The following is an 18,295-nucleotide window of genomic DNA, read 5'->3' as shown; positions in this document are numbered from 1 at the left end:
GGGGTCATTAACGCAGCAGGCTGCGCGCCCGCGAAGCCACAAACTCTGCCATCAACGCCACATCGGGCGCTTCGGTGCCGAGTTCACGCAGGCGCGCGATGGCCTCATCAATCAACAGCCCAGAACGGTACAGCAGACGATAGCCCTGACGAATGTGGCGAATGCGCTCGGTATCGAACTGGCGGCGACGCAACCCTTCGACATTCACGCCCCGCGCGCGCGCCGGATGGCCGCTAACCGTGACAAAGGGTGGAATATCCTTGGTGACCACTGAACCCAAAGAGGTAAAACAGTGTGCGCCAATGCGGCAGAACTGATGGACGATGGTGAAACCACCCAGGATGGCCCAGTCATCGATCTGAATATGTCCACCGAGGGAGGCCGCGTTGGCCATGATAACGTGATCGCCAATGCGACAATCATGGGCCACATGAGTGTAGGCCATCAGCAGATTGTCGTTGCCGATGCGGGTGACGCCCTGATCCTGGACGGTGCCGCGATGCAGGGTGGCAAATTCCCGAATCACATTGCGCTCGCCGATGACCAGTTCGGTGGGCTCACCGGCGAATTTCATATCCTGCGGAGCTTCACCGACCACCGCAAACTGAAAAACCTGGTTGTCTTCACCCATCCGGGTCGGGCCCTTGATCACCGCATGCGAACCAATGCGACAACCACGGCCGATACGAACGCCCGCGCCAATCACGGCAAAGGGGCCGACCTCAACCTGCGGATGCAGATCAGCGTCGGCATCAATAACCGCGCTTGGGTGAATCAAGGATCAAAAATCCCGCGCCGTGCACATGATCTCGGCAGTCGCGACCGTATGCTCATCAACCCGGGCTGAACCGTCGAATTTCCAGATTCCGCGCCGCACCTGTTTCAAGGCGACTTCCATAAACAGCTGATCACCCGGCTCCACCGGTCGCTTGAAGCGCGCCTTGTCGATGCCGACAAAGTAGTACAGCGAACGCTCGCTGACCTCATCCGGGCGCGAGGCCATGGCGAGCAGACCAGTGGCCTGCGCCATGGCCTCGACAATCAGAACCCCGGGCATCACCGGGCGCGCTGGAAAATGACCGGTGAAAAACGGCTCATTGTAGGTGACGTTCTTATACGCCACCAAGCGTTGGTCCGGCTCGAATTCCACCACCCGGTCAACCAACAAAAAGGGATAACGGTGCGGCAAAAAGCTCATCACCTTATGAATATCCATGGTTAGCAAAGTACCCTCCAAGAACCAACTGCAGAGTCGTGACCGGTCACGGAACTCACTTGCGAGCCGCAAGCGACTCGTTATCTTCGACCGGGCGCCTGAGGACATCCGCATCCAGCGCCGCAAGACGCTCTTCGAGATGCTTCAAACGCCTGGCCATATCATCAAGCTGTCGAAGTCGTACGGTTTGACGACGCCAATCCGCCGCCGGCAGCGCGGGAATGCCGCTGCCGTAGACACCCGCCTTCTGAAACGAGCGGGTGACCATCGCCATGCCGGAGAAATGCACATCATCAGCGATAGTTAAATGTCCGGCCACGCCCACAGCGCCAGCCAGGGTGCACTGGCGACCGATGCGGGTTGAGCCGGCAATGCCTGTGCAAGCGGCAATGGCGGTGTTTTCACCAATTTGCACATTGTGCGCAATATGGACCAGATTATCGACTTTCACCCCAGCGTCGAGGCGCGTCTCCTCAATTGCACCACAATCGATGGTTGTATTGGCACCGATTTCCACCTCATCGCCGAGCACCACCCGACCAATCTGGTTGATGTGCACCCAGCGCTCAGCATCGCGAGCAAAACCAAAGCCCTCGCTGCCAATCACCGCTCCCGGGTGCAGCAGTGCACGCGCGCCAATCTCGCTCCTGGGGCCAATCACCACCCGAGCGACCAGCCGCGAGTCAGCACCAATACACGCACCGGCCAGCACAATACAACCTGGCCCCAGCTGCACACGGGGACCGATTACCACATTCGCCTCGATCACACACAGAGGGCCGACGGAGGCGCTGGGATCGATCTGCGCGCTTGAGTCCACCACCGCACTGGGGTGACAACCGGGGTTTGCCCGGGCTGGCGGGTGCAGGATTTCAATCGCCCGCGCAAACACAAGATAGGGATTCTCCGCCACCAGCGCCGGAACCGGACAGTCTTCAGCATCCTCGGCTCGCAGAATCACCGCACCAGCGCTGGTCCGTGTCAGACGGTCGCGCAGTTTCGGGTCAGCAAGAAAGCACAGGCAGTCCTGCCTAGCGCGCTCCAGCGTGGCAACCCGGGCAATTGTGCCGCCGCCAGCGCCCCGCAGCTCCACACCAAGGTATGTGGCCAATTCCGCCAGTGCTAGCGCCACCTTCGTCTGCGACTCCCGTGCACCACGCGACCGCCGTCAGCGGTCAGCGAATCCCTGTTTGAGGCGTTCGATGATTGCAGCAGACACGTCCATGCGCTCACTAAAGTAGACCACGCCATCGGTCAGAATCAAATCAATGCCTTTCTCTTGAGCAATTTGCGCCACCACTTCCTCGACCTGCTTCACCAGACGGGTGCGCAGTTCGTTTTTGCGCAGAGCAAAGTCCTCCTGCATTTCCTCCTTCTCGTAGCGCAGACGCCGCGAGCGTGAACGAATATCGTTTTGCAGGCGCTGTAGCTCATCCTCGCTCATTAGGGCGACATCCCGCTCCAGACGGTTTTGCAGCTTGTCGATGGCCGCCTGTTGATCGAGCAGAGTGCTTTCGCGCTCGTTCAATTCCTCCAGCAATACCTTGCGGGCCGACTCATACTGCGGCGATTCCTCGACAATTCGATTTGGATCAACCACGGCAATACGCAAAGCGGTGGTGCTGCCGTTGCCTGGTTCATCAGCGACAACCTGGCTCGACACACTGGCCACAAGCCCGATTGCAATCAGTATGCTTCTTAAAGCCATGGCAGCATATCCCGGGATATTCTCAGCCAGAGGCTGCGCAATCAGAAGTTTTGACCGAAAGAAAATTGGAACACCTCCGTCTCATCCTCATCTTTCGAGTTGATCGGATACGCCAGACTCAGCGACAGTGCACCCACCGGTGACAGCCAGGCCACCGAAAGTCCCGCTGAATAGCGCAAATCGCCCAGATCAAACCCGGTCGGAGCCACCAGATCGGTGTCTTCGGTCCACCAGACATTGCCAAAATCAAAGAAGGCGCCGAGCCGCAGTGTCTTCGAGAATTTGCCTCCGACCGGCGGAGGCGCAAACAGTTCGATGCTTCCGGTCAGTTTCAGGTTACCACCGACCGGATCCTCCTCTTGGGTGGTTTCGCGCGGCCCGAGGGTATTGGCCTGCCAGCCGCGCACCGAATTTGGCCCACCGGCATAGAAGTTATTAAAAAAGGGCATGCTGTCGGTATCAGCATAGCCACCACCGTAGCCAAAATCAGCCCGCACCGAGAAGGTGAAGCGCCGCGTGAGCGGAATGTACTGCTGACCGCGATAATTGAGGCGATAGTATTCCAGATCGCTGCCGGGGACTGCGACCTCACCATAGAGGCGTTGCAAGGTGCCCTTAGTGGGGAAAATGGCCGAATCGCGCGAGTCTTTGGTATAGCTGGCGGTCAGGAAGACATCGTTGAACTTGTCGCCGTTATTGGCCACAAAATCCTGCGCCAGCATCGAGTAATCGCCGGCAAAGAAATGGGTGTATTGATAGCGCGCTCCCAGGCCGGCGCGACTGGTATCGGAGATTGGCAGGCCAAAATTCACCGCCGCCAGCCCCACATCTGTGGAGTAATCAGCGCCGATGTACTGATCGAAATCGGTGCTGCGGTAGCTCAGATCAAACCCCCGGCTAATCCCATCGACGGTGTAATAGGGGTTGGTATAGGCGAGGCGATAGAGTTGATCGCTGCGACTGGTATTAAAGGCAAAGGAGACCTGCTTGCCGGTGCCGAGAAAGTTATTCTGCGATATGCTGGTATTGAACAAAACCCCCTCCGACTGCGAATAACCGACGCCAGCCAGCAGGTTGCCCGAGGGTTTTTCCTTGACGGTGACATCCACATCAACCAGGTCGGGCGACCCCGGCACGGCTGGAGTTTCGATGTTCACATCTTCAAAGAAACCCAGCCGCTGCAAGCGCTCGCGCGAGCGTCGCACCAGATCAGCTGAGAACCAGGCTGTTTCGAGCTGGCGCATTTCGCGGCGCAGCACTTCATCACGGGTGCGGGTATTGCCTTTCATGTTGACCCGGCGCACATAGACGCGCTTACCGGGATCAACAAAAAAGGTCACCGCAACTGTTTTGTTTTCATCATCAACCTCGGGCACCGTGTTCACATTGGCAAAAGCATAGCCCTCATTGCCGAGTTGCTCCGAGATACGCTCGGCACTTTCGCTGGCGGCCTTGCGCGAAAACACCGCTTCGCGCTGCATATGAATCAGTGGAAACAACTGCTCCACCGGAATCGAGGGGTCACCAGCTAGACGAATATCGCTGACGTAATAGACATCACCCTCGTCAATAGCGATGGTGACATAGATGTCGTTTTTATCCGGGCTGATGGTGACCTGAGTCGAGGTAATCTTGAAGTTGATGTAGCCGCGGTCAAGATAAAACGAGCGCAGGGCTTCCAGATCACCGGCGAGCTTTTCCTTGGAGTATTGATCGTTTTTGCTGTAGAAGGAATGCCAGGTGGTATCGCCAAGCTTGAATTGCTTCAGCAGGGTTTTTTCCGGGAAATCCTCGTTGCCGATGATGTTGATCTGTTTTAAGCGCGCCGTTAGACCTTCAGTCACCTCAATGGCTACCGCCACTCGGTTGCGTTCCAGCGGCGAGACGGTGGATTCAACCTTGACGCCATACTTGCCGGCGGCAAAATACTGACGGCGCAGTTCCTGCTCAATGCGATCCAGCACTGAACGGTTGAACACCCGCCCCTCGGCCAGGCCGATTTCCTTCAGGCCTTCCTTGAGGTCATCGGTCTTGATGGATTTGTTGCCGGAAATGTCAATTTTAGCCACCGCCGGGCGTTCGCGTACCCAAATAACCAGCACATTGCCATCGCGCTCGACCTTGACATCATCGAAAAAGCCAGTGGCATACAGCGAGCGAATAATATCGGCAGTGACATCATCGGCGACCTGGTCGTTGATTTGCACCGGGAGATAGTTGAACACCGTACCTGCGGCAATGCGTTGCAGGCCCTCGACGCGAATATCAGCAATGCGGAACTCAGCCGCCGCAGCGCTAACCCACAGGGCTAGGATCAGCAATAGGCTGAGCGCGCCCGCGCGTTGCGGCATCATGCGTTTGATCAGCTTTGGCACACCTTAGCCCTCATGGATTTAAGCTGTTCAGACCCGGGGACGCACCCCGCGTCGGAAGAAGGGGCTAGTATAAGGGAAAGCCCTTAATCAGCCCAAGTCTCACAGATCAAGTGTCACAGACCGAGAAAACGCGCAATATCGACATAAAAAGCCAGCGCCATCAAGCCTACCAGCAGTGCAATGCCCAGCCGTTGTCCCTGCTCCAGAACCAGATCCGGCACCGGACGGCGAATGACGCCCTCCACCGCAAAAAACAGCAAATGTCCGCCATCCAGCACCGGCACCGGTAGCAGATTTAACAATCCCAAGCTGACGCTCAGCAATGCCAAAAAGGTCACGAAGGATTCAAGTCCGTAGCTTGCGGTACGCCCGGCAGCATCGGCGATGCCAATCGGGCTGCTGAGATTCTCAACCGAAGCCCGCCCGGTCAGCATGCGTCCGATCATGCGCAGCGTCAGCACGGATACATCGACCACCCGGCCTGCCGCTGCTCCGGCGGCCTCCAGAGGGCCAAGGCGTACCAGCACCTCGCGCTTATCAAGCAGATCATCCGGCACCTGGGGCCCGGCGCCAATGCGCCCGATGCGCTCCTCTCCTTCAGTGATCACCGCCGGCACCAGATGGATCATCTGCGTGTTGGCGCCGCGCTCAATCTGGATATTCAGCGGTTGCCCGGGGCTAGCGCGCACCGTCTCGACCAAGTCCTCCCACAGCTCAATCGGCTGGTCATTGATAGCCGTGACCCGATCACCGCTCTGTAACCCGGCTGCCAGCGCCGGTTGTCCGGACATCAGTTCACCGATGATTGGCGGTAGTACCGGACGCGGTCCGATCAGGCCCACCGAGTCCAAAAACCCATGGGCTGGGTCCAGCGTCGCCAGTTCGGTGCCTGGCAACCAGCGATCCTGTGCTCGACCGTCAGCATCGCGCACCCGCACCGGGACATCCTCACCGCCAAAGGCACTTTGCAGCAAGGTGAACCAAACCGAGCTCCAGGTAGGGGTGTCACGTCCATCAACGCGCTCGATTAGATCGCCAGGGGCAAAACCGGCACTGGCAGCGATGGACTCGGGCAATACCTCGCCGACCTCGGGGCGCAGCCCCGTCTGACCGGCCATGAACACCAGCCAATACACTAGAAAGGCAAAGAGAAAATTGGCCAGTGGTCCGGCGACCACAATGGCTGAACGCTTCCACAACGGCTGGCGATTGAAGGCACGCGGCAGATCGGCCGGATCCACGACCTCTTCTTCGCGCTCATCGACCATTTTCACATAGCCGCCAATGGGCCAGGCGGCCAGCACATATTCGGTTTCATCACCACGCCGATGCCAGGTCAGCAGAGGATTGCCAAACCCGAGCGAAAAGCGCAGCACCTTAACCCCCAGGCGCCGCGCTACCCAGAAGTGGCCAAACTCATGCACCGCGATCAGGATGGCGATGGCGACCAGAAAGGCGCCGAGCTTCAGCAGCAGATCCATCATGCGGCGGTGGCTCCCACCTCAAGGATGGCTTGCTCTGCGACCGCGCGGGCCTGCTGATCAACACCGAGCACCTGATCGAGTCCCTGATGCGGTCCCTGCGCATCCACCGGTACGGCCGGCAGTCGGTCCATGGCCATCTCGACAATCCGGCCAATGGCAGTAAAGCCGATGCGCTGCTCCAGAAAGGCGGCGACAGCAACCTCGTTGGCGGCATTCAACACCACCGGTGCCGTGCCACCCTCGCGCGCCGCGCGATAGGCCAGGCGCAGACACGGGAAACGTTCGGGGGCGGGAGGCTCAAAATCCAGTCGGGCCACGGCAAAGATGTCGAGCGGCTCCACGCCTGAGATAATGCGCTCAGGCCAGGCCAGCGCATGCGCGATCGGGGTGCGCATATCCGGATTGCCCAGCTGTGCCAGCACCGAACCATCGTTGTACTGCACCATGGAATGAATCACGCTTTGCGGATGCACCACCACCTGAATGCGCTCAGGCGGCGTGTCAAATAGCCAACAGGCCTCAATGATCTCCAGCCCCTTGTTCATCATGGTGGCAGAATCGACTGAAATCTTGCGTCCCATGCTCCAGTTCGGATGGGCGCAGGCCTGATCCGGCGTCACTCGCGCCAAGTCTTCTGGCGGCGTAGTGCGGAAGGGTCCGCCCGAGGCGGTGAGCAAAATGCGCTCCACCCCCGCGTGCGTCAGCCCCTCGGGCCGCTGCGGTGGCAGGCACTGAAAGATCGCATTATGTTCGCTGTCGATGGGCAGCAATTCAGCCCCCGAGGCCTGGGCGGCACGCATCAGGATGGCACCGGCCACTACCAGGGCCTCCTTGTTGGCCAGCAGCAGCCGCTTGCCGGCTTTGGCAGCGGCCAGGGTGGACAGCAGCCCAGCAGCACCAACAATGGCGGCCATGACATAGTCCACCTCGGGCAGCGTGGCGATCTGCTCCAGCGCCTCCGCCCCGGCCAGTACCTCGGGCGGTTCAGGCATATCGGCCAGGGCGGCGCGCAATTGTTCGGCCGCCGTTGCATCCACCATCACAGCATAACGCGGCCGCACAGCACGGCACTGCTCAGCCATGCGTTCGTGGTTGCGATGCGCACTCAGCGCCAGCACGCGGAAGCGCTGCGGATGGCGCTGCACCACATCCAGAGTGCTGACGCCGATGGAGCCGGTCGAACCAAGCACGGCAATGCCAATCATAGAAGTGTCTCCCACAGCAAAAAACCTACCGCAAATACCGGCACCGCTGCCATCAGGCTGTCCAGCCGATCCAGCACGCCGCCATGTCCAGGCAACAAGGCACCGGAATCCTTCAGGTTGCGGCGGCGCTTCAGCCAGCTTTCGACTAAATCGCCCACCACGGAGATCCCCGCTGTCAGCATGCACAGCAGTGCCAGACCGATCCAGGACAGCCAATCACCCGCCATCGGAAGCAGCGCCAGGCTCCAGAGACCGGCGGCCAGCAGGCCACCCATAACCCCTTCGATGGTCTTACCGGGGCTGAGACGGGGAGCCAGCTTGCGGCGTCCAAAGCGACGCCCGGCAAAGTAGGCACCGGAGTCGGTCAGCCACACCAGCATCAGCAGGAAGAGCACCATCCAGGGTCCACCGGCGGGCGCGGCGTGCAGTGCCAGCAGACCAAACCAGGGTGCCGTCACAAAGGGAGCCGACAGTAGCAGCAGGTGCCAGTCAACCGCCGTTGCTGGCGCTGATCGCTGCATACGAAAGATCACGGGCACCAAGGCCAGCCACAGTGCCGCCACCGGCAACAAGAGCGGTAATGGCTGCGCACCCAAGCCGGCAAACCATCCCCACAGCACCAGCGCCAAAAGGACCAGCAGATAGCTCCAGCGCCATAAGCGGTGCGGCACGCCCAGCAGCCGCGCCAATTCCCAGGCGCTCAGTCCCATCACTGGCAGCAGCACCACGGCCAGTCCAGTGGTCGGCAACCAGAGCACGGCGCCAACGGTTATGAGCGCCAGCACCAGGGCGGTGCGGATGCGTTCGCGCAGGGCGCCCGACACCGGTGGCCGGTTGGTGTCAGATGTTACAGAGGGGGTACTCAAGAGTCTGTACGTTGAGCCATTCAGACTGGAGGTTGGGTTTGCGCGTCTTCACCGGCGCTTCGGGTATCGTTGCGTACTTGCTCGCCGACTTGCTCACCGGTGAGTCCGAAGCGCCGCTGACGGCGGGCGAAATCGGCCAGGGCCTGCGAGAAGGCATCGACATCGAATTCCGGCCACATCAGCTCGGAGAAGTACAGCTCCGCATAGGCGGACTGCCACAGCAAAAAGTTACTCAGCCGTTGCTCACCGCCGGTGCGAATAAAAAGATCTGGATCCGCCAGGCCAGCGGAGGCGAGGCGTTCGCCAATGGCATCCTCCGTGATGGCCTCGGGACTGAGATGCCCGGCCAGCAGCTCATCGCTCAAGCGCCGCACGGCCTGCACGATATCCCAGCGCCCGCCATAGTTGGCCGCCACTTGCAGCGTCAGCGCCTGGTTGTTGCGTGTCACCTGTTCGGCCTCGCGCACCTGATCCTGAAATTTGCGCGAGAAGGCACTCAGATCACCCATCACCCGAAAGCGCACGTCATGCTCAATCAGGCGGCGAATCTCAAGGCGCAGGGTGGTCATGAAGAGTTCCAACAGCACCCTGACTTCGGACGGCGGCCGCCGCCAGTTCTCGCTGCTGAAAGCAAAAACGGTCAGGGCCGGAATACCGCGGCGCAGGCATTCCTCCACCACTGCGCGCACACTTTTAGCTCCCGCGCGATGTCCGGCGGTGCGCGGCAAGCCGCGTTGGCGGGCCCAGCGCCCGTTGCCGTCCATCACGATGGCTACATGCACGGGCAATGCAGCAGCGGCCTGCTCAGTGGCTGGCACTGGCTCCGAGGGCACAGCGATCATTAGATCGCCATCAAGTCGGTTTCTTTGCGCTCCAGAACCTGATCGACTTCCTTGACGTACTGGTCGGTTAATTTTTGCACAATCTCCTGACCTCGGCGTTCGTCGTCTTCAGAGATCAGCTTTTCCTTGACTAGTTCTTTCAGGTCGTGATTGGCATCGCGACGGATATTGCGCACCGCCACTCGCGCCTGCTCGGCTTCCTGACGGGCGATGCGTTGCAAATCACGGCGGCGCTCTTCGGTCAGCTGCGGCAGGGGCACCCGGATGACGGTGCCGGCCGTATTGGGGTTGATGCCCAGATCCGACTGGATAATGGCCTTTTCGACCACCGGCACCATATTGCGCTCCCAAGGCGTGATGGTCAGGGTGCGGGCATCTTCGACGGCCACATTGGCCACCTGACTGATGGGCACCTCCGAGCCGTAGTAGGACACCTTGACATGATCGAGCAGCGATGGATGGGCGCGGCCCGTGCGAATTTTCGCAAGCTCATGGCCGAGCGCTTCGACGCTCTTGCCCATGCGCTCGGCGGCGTTTTGTTTGATGTCGTCGATCATTGTTAGGGTTCACTCTCAACCAATGAGCCAATGTCTTCGCCGGCAGCGGCGCGGACTAGCGCACCCGGCTCGTAAATGTTCATGACCCGCAGCGGAACCCGGTTGTCGCGACAGAGCACAATCGCAGTCGCATCCATCACTTTAAGGTTCTCGCGCAACGCCTGATCATAGGTGAGACGAGGATACAGTACCGCCTCGGGATGCGTCACCGGGTCGGCCGAGTAAATGCCATCGACCTTGGTGGCCTTAATCAGCAAATCGGCGCCAATTTCGATGGCGCGTAGACTGGCAGCGGAGTCGGTGGTAAAAAACGGATTGCCAATGCCAGCAGCAAAGAGCGTCACCCGCCCGGCATCCAGGTGCGCCATCGCCCGACGGCGGATGTAATCCTCGCACACCTGATTAATTTTCAGCGCCGACATTACCCGGGTCGGCACTTGCAGACGCTCCAGCGCATCCTGCATTGCCAGGGCATTCATCACGGTTGCGAGCATGCCCATCTGATCGGCGGTGACGCGATCCATGCCCGCATCGGCCAAGCCGGCGCCGCGCAGGATATTCCCGCCCCCGATAACCAGAGCAATTCCGGTCCCGGCAGCGACCACCTCGGCGACTTCAGCGGCAATGCGCTGCAGAATCACTGGGTCGATTCCGCAGCTTGTGTCCCCGAGCAGGGCTTCTCCGCTCAGTTTGAGGAGAATTCGCCGATGCTGCATTGATGCTCCGCCGTCAGGCGCCGCGCGCCTGGGCCTGGACTTCCTCGGCGAAGTTCTCGGTCTTCTTCTCGATACCCTCGCCGACCTCAAAGCGCGCAAAGCGCTTGACTTTGGCGCCGGTTTTTTTCAGCAGTTGCCCAACCGTCTGCTCGGTATCCTTGACGAAGGCCTGCCCATGCAGCGTGACTTCCTCGAAGAACTTGCGCACCCGCCCATCGGTGATCTTGTCGATGATGTTTTCCGGTTTGCCGCTGTCGAGCGCTTGGGCACGGAAGATCTCGCGTTCCTTAGCCACTGCATCAGCGGGAACATCCTCTTCACTGACCCAGCCCGGGTTGGTGGCCGCAATATGCATGGCGATATCGCGCCCGAGCGCGTCATCACCATCAATCAGCTCAACCAGCACGCCGATGCGTGTGCCATGGCGATAATGATGCAGGCGTCCCTCGGCATTGCTGAAACGCAGCAGGCGGCGCAATTGGATATTCTCACCCACCTTAGCGATCAGGCTCTCGCGTGCGCTGTCAACGGTCTCGCCCGAAGGCAGGGTCAACGCCGCCAGCGCCAGCGCATCCTCGACCTCGGCGGCCAGGGCGGCATCTGCTGCCGCTGCTGCGAAGGCGGAAAAGTTCTCGTCTTTGGCCACAAAATCGGTCTCGCTGTTGATCTCCAGCACCACCGCCTGCTTGCCATCATCGGAGACGCGAATTTCGACCACACCATCGGCGGCGGTCCGGCCAGCCTTTTTGGCCGCCTTCGCCTGGCCGGACTTGCGCATGGCCTCAATCGCCGCCTCAATGTCGCCGGCCGTTTCGACCAGCGCCTTCTTGCATTCCATCATTCCAGCTCCGGTGCGTTCCCGAAGCTCTTTCACCAAACTGGCACTAATTGCCATGAAATCCCCCAGTAATCAAAAATCTGTCAGCTGTTCAGGCCTTTTACCACGCTTAACCTCCGGCATTCGCCGCAGGGCGGTGCCGGAGAGCAGCAGTGGTGCGGCTTATTCGGCGGGCGCGGACTCCGCCTCGTCCTCAGGCACCAAGCCGGCGTCTTCTGCGTTGCGACCGCCAGCCATGGCCGCCGCCGTCTGGCGCGCATCGAGAATGGCCGAAGCGGCTGCTTCGATATACAGGCGCACCGCGCGAATGGCGTCATCATTGCCCGGAATGACATAGTCCACCGCGCTTGGATCATTGTTGGTGTCCACCACGCCGACGATGGGAATGCCGAGCTTGTTGGCCTCGGTAATTGCGATGCGCTCATGACCGACATCGATCACAAAGAGCGCATCGGGCAGGTTGGTCATGTTTTTAATGCCACCCAGACTCAGGTCGAGTTTGTCACGCTCGCGGCTCAGGGTCAGCGCCTCTTTTTTGCCAAAGCGTTCGATGCCGCCATCCTCAAACATGGCCTCCAGATCCTTGAGGCGCTGGATGGATTTGCGCACTGTTTGGAAATTGGTCAGCATGCCGCCGAGCCAGCGATGATTGACATAAGGCATCCCGCAGCGCTGCGCTTCCTCGCGGATGGGGTCGTGCGCGGCGCGCTTGGTGCCAACGAACATGATGCGCCCGCCATTGGCGGCAAGCTTGCCAAGATAGTTCATGGCATCCTGGAACAGCGGCAGGGTGCGCTCCAGATTGATGATGTGAATTTTGTTGCGCTGGCCAAAGATGTAGGCACCCATCTTCGGGTTCCAGTAACGGGTCTGATGCCCGAAATGCACGCCAGCCTGAAGCATCTGGCGCATGGAAACGTCGGTCATTTGATCTTCTCCGGTTGGGTTGAACCTCCGCGATCCCCATGACACAACCCCAAGTGTTACGGATTGGTTGAGGCACCCCGTGCCATGTGTCGGAACGCGTGTGGCGTTGAATGCGTTGAGCGGCACCGCGTTTGCGGCTACGCGGCGCATCTTATACCATGGCGGGCTGTTCATGGGCAACGATGCACCCGATACCTCGTAGCCTGATCCAAATTATTTTTCCCCGGCGGCCGGCCCCAATCCGCCGCCCAGTCTTTAAGCTGCATCGCCCGCACTCATGAGCGTTACTATCAAGAGCCCCACTGAAATCGAAAAAATGCGCATCGCCGGCCGGCTCGCCGCCGAGGTGCTGGACATGATCGGCGAGCATGTGCAACCCGGTGTGACAACCGAGGAACTCGACCGCCTGTGTCATGATTTCATCACTCAGGAGCAGCAGGCCATCCCCGCCCCGCTGCACTATCGCGGCTTTCCCAAGTCGATCTGCACCTCGGTTAACAACCAGGTCTGTCACGGCATCCCGTCGCAGAAAAAACTCAAAAAAGGCGATGTGCTCAATATCGACGTGACCGTCATCAAGGACGGCTATCACGGCGATACCAGCAAGATGTTCACTGTTGGGCAACCCTCGGTGCTGGCGCGCCGGCTGATTGATGTTACCCAGCAGGCCATGCGCGCCGGCATCGCCGTGGTGCGCCCGGGCGCCACCTTGGGTGACATCGGCCATGTCATTCAAACCCTGGTTGAAAGCAACAACTTCTCGGTGGTGCATGAATACTGCGGTCATGGCATCGGCCGGCAATTCCATGAGGATCCCCAGGTGCTGCACTACGGCAATCCCGGCGAGGGTCTGGTGCTGCAACCCGGCATGTGTTTCACCATTGAGCCCATGGTCAACGCCGGCAAGCGCTTTATTAAGCAGCTGCCCGATGGCTGGACAGTGGTGACCAAGGATCGCAGCCTGTCGGCGCAGTGGGAACACAGTATCCTGGTGACCAGCACCGGCCATGAAATCCTCACGCTGCGCGATGAGGAGCGCGCTCAAATGGAGGCCGCCTAAACCTGCCCATGCCCCATGACCCCATCATTCACCAGCCACTGACCACCCAGGAACGCGAACAGCTCGCCACCACGAGGCCCGAGCAAGCCATTCCCGTCTTCCGTGAGCTGCTGGCGCAAGCCACCCAGCGCCTGGCGGATGCCTTCGACGCCGCTGTACCTGTCGGCGCCCTCGCGACGGCTCGCAGCCGCCTGATCGACGAATTATTGATCCAGGCATGGCGCACGGTTGGCCCGCCCGATACTCAGGCGGCCCTGGTTGCCGTGGGCGGCTACGGGCGCGAAGAACTCATGCCCGCTTCGGACATCGACCTGCTGATGCTGGTCGATCCTGACGCCCTCGATGCCACTTCCGAGCCGCTGAGTGCCTTCCTGACCTTTCTGTGGGATATCCACCTGGAAGTCGGACATGCGGTCCGAACGCCGGCCGACTGCGAAATCCAGGCGCGCGAAGATGTGACGGTCATCACCAATCTGATTGAAGCCCGTTTGATTACCGGGCGTCAGGCGCTGTTCGATGACATGCTCGCCGCCATTGCCCCCGAGCGCATCTGGCCCAGCCCGGCGTTTTTCGACGCCAAATGCCATGAGCAACGCATGCGCTGGCAAAAATACGGCGACACTGCCTATAACCTCGAACCCAACATCAAGGAAAACCCCGGTGGGCTGCGCGATATCCAGATGATCGCCTGGGTGACCAAGCGTCATTTTGGCACCCCCGATTTCGAGGCGCTGGTGCGGCACGGCTTCCTGACCGAGAGCGAATACTTCACCCTGATCGACAGCCAGGCGTTGCTATGGCGGATTCGCTTCGCCCTGCACCGCCTGGCCGGGCGCCGTGAGGACCGGCTGCTGTTTGATTATCAGCGCACGCTGGCCACTGAGTTTGGCTTCTCGGATACCGAGACCGATCTGGCAGTGGAACAGTTCATGCAGCAGTATTATCGCGCGGTCATGGAACTCAACCGGCTCAACGAGATGCTGTTGCAGTTGTTCCGTGAGGCCATTGTGCTGGGCGACCACATCGGCCCGCCACAGCCGATCAACAAGCGCTTTCAGTCCCGCAGTGGCTATCTGGAAGTCACCCACGAGGCGGTGTTTCGGCGCTCACCCTTTGCGCTGCTGGAGCTTTTCCATATTTTGCAGCTTCACCCTGAGCTTAAGGGCGTGCGCGCTAGCACCATCCGTCTGGTGCGCGAGAATCGCCACCGCATTGACGACGACTTCCGCGAAGACCTGCGCGCGCGCAGTTTGTTTATGGAGATCCTGCGCCATCCCGCCGGCTTGACCCGGGTGCTGATGCGTATGAACCGCTATGGTGTCCTTGCCTGCTATATTCCCGCCTTTGCCAATATCGTCGGGCGCATGCAATATGATCTTTTTCACGTCTATACTGTGGATGAGCATACCCTGCGGCTGATCCGCAACCTGCGCCGTTTCAGCGTCAGCGATTTTGACCACGAGTTCCCGCTGTGCAGCGCCATTGCCCGACGCATTCCCAAACTTGAGCTCCTGTACCTCGGTGGCTTGCTACACGATATTGCCAAGGGACGCGGCGGCGATCACTCCCAGCTCGGCGCTCGCGATGCCTGGGATTTTTGCCAACTGCATTATTTAAGCGAATACGACAGCCGGCTGGTGATGTGGCTGGTGGAGACGCATCTGCTCATGTCCTTGACTGCGCAGCGCAAGGACATCCGCGACCCCGATGTGATTCAGGCATTCGCCGCTCAGGTTGGCGATGCCAACCGGCTGAATTACCTGTATTTGCTCACGGTTGCGGATTCGCGCGCCACCAATCCCAAGCGCTGGACTTCCTGGAAGGATGCGCTGCTGCGCGAACTCTACCTCAGCACCCGCAATACCCTGGAGCGTGGCTTGGACAACCCTCAGGCGCAGGATGATCTCATTGAGCAGAAACAGACCGAGGCGATGCGCATCCTCGCCCGTGCCGGCATTGAAGCCGAGCAATGTCGCGACCTGTGGCGCAAACTCAGCGCTGATTTTTTTGCTCCCGCCTCACCCGAGGAAATCGCCTGGCAAAGTCAGCAGATTTTTGCCAGCGAGCGTCTCGGTCTGCCGCTGGTGGCCTTGCGCTCGCTGCCATCACGCGGGTGCAGCGAAATTTTCATCCATGCGCACGATAACAAGAATTTGTTCGTGCGCACCACGGCGCTGCTCGATCAGCTCGGCCTCAACATTGTCGATGCCCGCATTACCACCACGGCTGACGGCAGTGCGGCCAACAGCTTCCAGGTGTTGGGTGCCGATGGCCAGGCCATTCCGGAGGGATCCGACACCGATGAGCTCTGTCTCCTGCTGCATCGTGAACTCGAACAGCTCGACAATGACCAGGTCGAGGTGGCACGCCGCCTGCCGCGTCAGCACCACCACTTCCCGATCGAGACCCGGATCAGCTTCAACGATGACCCCAAACGCCAGCGCACCATGATGCGCCTGGTCACCCTGGATCGTCCCGGTCTGCTTGCCGAAGTCGGCAGCGTCTTTGCCAGTTGTGACATTCGCCTGCAAAGCGCCAAGATCGCCACCGTCGGCGCCGAGGTGGACGATGTCTTTTTCATCACCACCCTTGATGCCGGCCCCATTCGCTGCGAAACGGCGCTCGCCTGCCTGCGCCAGGAAATTTACCAGCGCCTCGAAAAGGCACCGGCTGGTGCCTGAGACACCCGAATGGCAACCACTATCTGAATAGAGCACAGACCTGCTTTGGTTTTCAGTTCCGAGATTTTTCTTTTCTTTTTTTTGCCCCTGTTTCTCTTTGTTTATTTTCTCGTCACAGGAGTCTCGGGGAAAAACATTGTCCTGCTGTTTTTTAGCTTGTTTTTCTATGCTTGGGGAGAGCCACTATTCGTTTTGATGCTGCTATTAAGTGTCACCATTAACTGGGGCCTTGGCAGATACGTATCGAACAACACCAATACCGGAAAAATGGTGCTTGTTATCGGTGTGGCATGGAATCTTCTCGTGCTTGGCATGGCAAAATATGCGGATTTTTTCATTGAAAATATCAACAGACTGCCGCTAATTTCTGCGGCCCTTGAGCCGCTCGGCATCACGCTTCCCCTCGGTGTTTCGTTTTTTACATTTCAGGCGATTTCTTATCTTGTTGACGTCTATCGCGGCCATACGAAAGACGAGAACAGCTGGATTCGAGTGGCGCTGTACATCACTATGTTTCCACAATTGGTCGCTGGACCCATTGTGCGTTATCGCACTGTTGCCAGTCAGTTGCGTAATCGGCGTCAGACCCTTGCGCGAATAGCCATCGGGGCCCGCATCTTTATCATCGGGCTGGCGCAGAAAATGCTAATCGCGAATGAAGTGGGGCGCTTTGCAGATGTTGCATTCGCCGATGTCACCATTTTGGATAGTATCGAGGCTTGGGGTGGTTTGATCGCATATACGCTCCAAATCTATTTCGATTTTGCCGGTTATTCCAATATGGCAATCGGTATTGGCTTCATTATTGGTTTCTCGTTTCCAAGGAACTTTCGCCATCCCTATACTTCCCAGTCGGTAACTGAATTCTGGCATCGTTGGCACATGTCATTATCACGCTGGTTTCGTGACTATGTCTACATACCGCTTGGCGGCAACCGAGTGAGCGCCGCAAGAACATATTTAAATCTGATGGCGGTTTTTATTTTATGTGGATTTTGGCACGGTGCTGCATGGAATTTTTTAATTTGGGGCGCTTACCATGGCCTGTTCCTTATTTTGGAACGGGCATGGCTGGCGAGCCGGCTGCAATGCCTGCCGGGATGGTTAGCCCATGGGTATTCCCTAATGGTTGTCATGCTCGGATGGGTCTGGTTTCGGGCGGAATCACCAACGGATGCCGTCCTTTATCTCGGCAGTCTGTTTGGTTTTGGTGGAAACGCCTATATCGACGAGCGCTTCCATGAAGCAGCGATTCCGTTCTGGTATCTGGCCATGGCCATTGGAATCCTTCTGTCGCTGTTCCGATGGCGGCCGATCCGTGCGTACATTGCTTCGTTGGCTGGAGTTTTTACTGAAAAAACAGCTGTGCAGGGTGCTGTGGCAACTCAGAGCCTGGAAAATGTTCTAAGAGACGTAGTTGCCTTAACCCTTTTGTTGGCGTCTATCGTGTTCGTTATTGGCAGCGAATACAATCCGTTTCTCTATTTCAGGTTTTAAGAATCAGGTGTTGATCCGGCTGCATCGTTACCTGTTTCTTGCAGGATGCGTTCTGGCGATCCTGCTACCCTCCATTCTCTGCATTGATCACATTATAAAATTTCCGATTGTGATTGATCAGCCGATCAGGCTTTCTGGTGCCGGTATCTCGACGTTCAAAGCCGTCGTGGAGGAAGTGATTCGTAACTCCATAGACCAGCCCTTTTAAGGTGGGCTAACCAGCGGCCAGAAGCTTGGCGGTCGAGACATGCGGCTTATCTTTGTATCGAGTGCGTTTGGTCAGCGGTTTTTTCGGACCCCGGCGATTTTTTCGCATGGCTTTC

Annotated in this window: 16 protein-coding genes; 3 read left to right on the top strand and 13 right to left on the bottom strand. The window is 58.9% G+C overall.

The features are described 5' to 3' along the window. Positions 1-7: 7 nt before the first annotated feature. From lpxA to rpsB, 13 genes are all read right to left on the bottom strand, one after another. Positions 8-778: an acyl-ACP--UDP-N-acetylglucosamine O-acyltransferase gene (gene lpxA, locus CKO36_RS09735; protein ID WP_200283861.1), complete on the bottom strand. Its 771-nt coding sequence runs from the start codon at positions 776-778 to the stop codon at positions 8-10. A gap of 3 nt (positions 779-781) precedes the next feature. Further along, positions 782-1,216 carry a 3-hydroxyacyl-ACP dehydratase FabZ gene (fabZ, locus tag CKO36_RS09730; protein WP_242469505.1) on the bottom strand — a complete coding sequence of 145 codons (435 nt, stop codon included), beginning with the start codon at positions 1,214-1,216 and terminating at the stop codon, positions 782-784. A 55-nt stretch (positions 1,217-1,271) separates the two neighbouring features. After that, positions 1,272-2,348, bottom strand: a complete 1,077-nt coding sequence (gene lpxD, locus CKO36_RS09725) for a UDP-3-O-(3-hydroxymyristoyl)glucosamine N-acyltransferase (RefSeq protein ID WP_200283860.1) — start codon at positions 2,346-2,348, stop codon at positions 1,272-1,274. Between the two features lie 36 nt (positions 2,349-2,384). Continuing rightward, the gene (locus CKO36_RS09720; RefSeq protein WP_200283859.1) at positions 2,385-2,924 is read right to left on the bottom strand and encodes an OmpH/Skp family outer membrane protein; all 540 of its coding nucleotides are present in this window, start codon (positions 2,922-2,924) and stop codon (positions 2,385-2,387) included. Between the two features lie 41 nt (positions 2,925-2,965). Then, positions 2,966-5,278: an outer membrane protein assembly factor BamA gene (gene bamA / locus CKO36_RS09715; RefSeq protein ID WP_200283890.1), complete on the bottom strand. Its 2,313-nt coding sequence runs from the start codon at positions 5,276-5,278 to the stop codon at positions 2,966-2,968. A gap of 134 nt (positions 5,279-5,412) precedes the next feature. After that, entirely contained in the window at positions 5,413-6,783 is a 1,371-nt protein-coding gene (rseP, locus tag CKO36_RS09710) for an RIP metalloprotease RseP (RefSeq protein ID WP_338053449.1), read from the bottom strand. After that, the gene (ispC, locus tag CKO36_RS09705) at positions 6,780-7,988 is read right to left on the bottom strand and encodes a 1-deoxy-D-xylulose-5-phosphate reductoisomerase (protein ID WP_200283858.1); all 1,209 of its coding nucleotides are present in this window, start codon (positions 7,986-7,988) and stop codon (positions 6,780-6,782) included. The genes rseP and ispC overlap by 4 nt, the downstream gene beginning before the upstream one ends. Beyond that, complete coding sequence (locus tag CKO36_RS09700; protein WP_207161436.1) at positions 7,985-8,854, bottom strand: phosphatidate cytidylyltransferase; 870 nt, start codon at positions 8,852-8,854, stop codon at positions 7,985-7,987. Before CKO36_RS09700 ends, ispC begins: the two co-directional genes overlap by 4 nt. Positions 8,855-8,874: 20 nt before the next feature. Continuing rightward, the gene (gene uppS, locus CKO36_RS09695; protein ID WP_200283857.1) at positions 8,875-9,696 is read right to left on the bottom strand and encodes a polyprenyl diphosphate synthase; all 822 of its coding nucleotides are present in this window, start codon (positions 9,694-9,696) and stop codon (positions 8,875-8,877) included. Continuing rightward, complete coding sequence (gene frr, locus CKO36_RS09690; protein ID WP_200283856.1) at positions 9,696-10,253, bottom strand: ribosome recycling factor; 558 nt, start codon at positions 10,251-10,253, stop codon at positions 9,696-9,698. The genes uppS and frr overlap by 1 nt, the downstream gene beginning before the upstream one ends. Positions 10,254-10,255: 2 nt before the next feature. Then, the gene (gene pyrH, locus CKO36_RS09685; RefSeq protein ID WP_200283855.1) at positions 10,256-10,969 is read right to left on the bottom strand and encodes a UMP kinase; all 714 of its coding nucleotides are present in this window, start codon (positions 10,967-10,969) and stop codon (positions 10,256-10,258) included. A gap of 13 nt (positions 10,970-10,982) precedes the next feature. Continuing rightward, complete coding sequence (tsf, locus tag CKO36_RS09680) at positions 10,983-11,864, bottom strand: translation elongation factor Ts (protein WP_200283854.1); 882 nt, start codon at positions 11,862-11,864, stop codon at positions 10,983-10,985. 105 nt (positions 11,865-11,969) lie between these two features. Then, positions 11,970-12,734: a 30S ribosomal protein S2 gene (gene rpsB, locus CKO36_RS09675; protein WP_200283853.1), complete on the bottom strand. Its 765-nt coding sequence runs from the start codon at positions 12,732-12,734 to the stop codon at positions 11,970-11,972. 277 nt (positions 12,735-13,011) lie between these two features. Here rpsB and map point away from each other — a divergent pair, with 277 nt between their 5' ends. The 3 genes from map to CKO36_RS09660 are packed head-to-tail and all read left to right on the top strand — an operon-like array spanning position 13,012 to position 17,972. Further along, entirely contained in the window at positions 13,012-13,794 is a 783-nt protein-coding gene (gene map, locus CKO36_RS09670; protein ID WP_200283852.1) for a type I methionyl aminopeptidase, read from the top strand. 8 nt (positions 13,795-13,802) lie between these two features. Further along, positions 13,803-16,475: a [protein-PII] uridylyltransferase gene (gene glnD, locus CKO36_RS09665; protein ID WP_200283851.1), complete on the top strand. Its 2,673-nt coding sequence runs from the start codon at positions 13,803-13,805 to the stop codon at positions 16,473-16,475. 45 nt (positions 16,476-16,520) lie between these two features. Further along, complete coding sequence (locus CKO36_RS09660; protein ID WP_200283850.1) at positions 16,521-17,972, top strand: MBOAT family O-acyltransferase; 1,452 nt, start codon at positions 16,521-16,523, stop codon at positions 17,970-17,972. Positions 17,973-18,295: the final 323 nt, after the last annotated feature.

The sequence above is a fragment of the Rhabdochromatium marinum genome, from assembly GCF_016583795.1.
GTDB lineage: Bacteria > Pseudomonadota > Gammaproteobacteria > Chromatiales > Chromatiaceae > Rhabdochromatium > Rhabdochromatium marinum.
The sequence above is the reverse complement of the archived record's forward strand: the minus strand, read 5'-3'. Positions and strand labels throughout refer to the sequence as shown.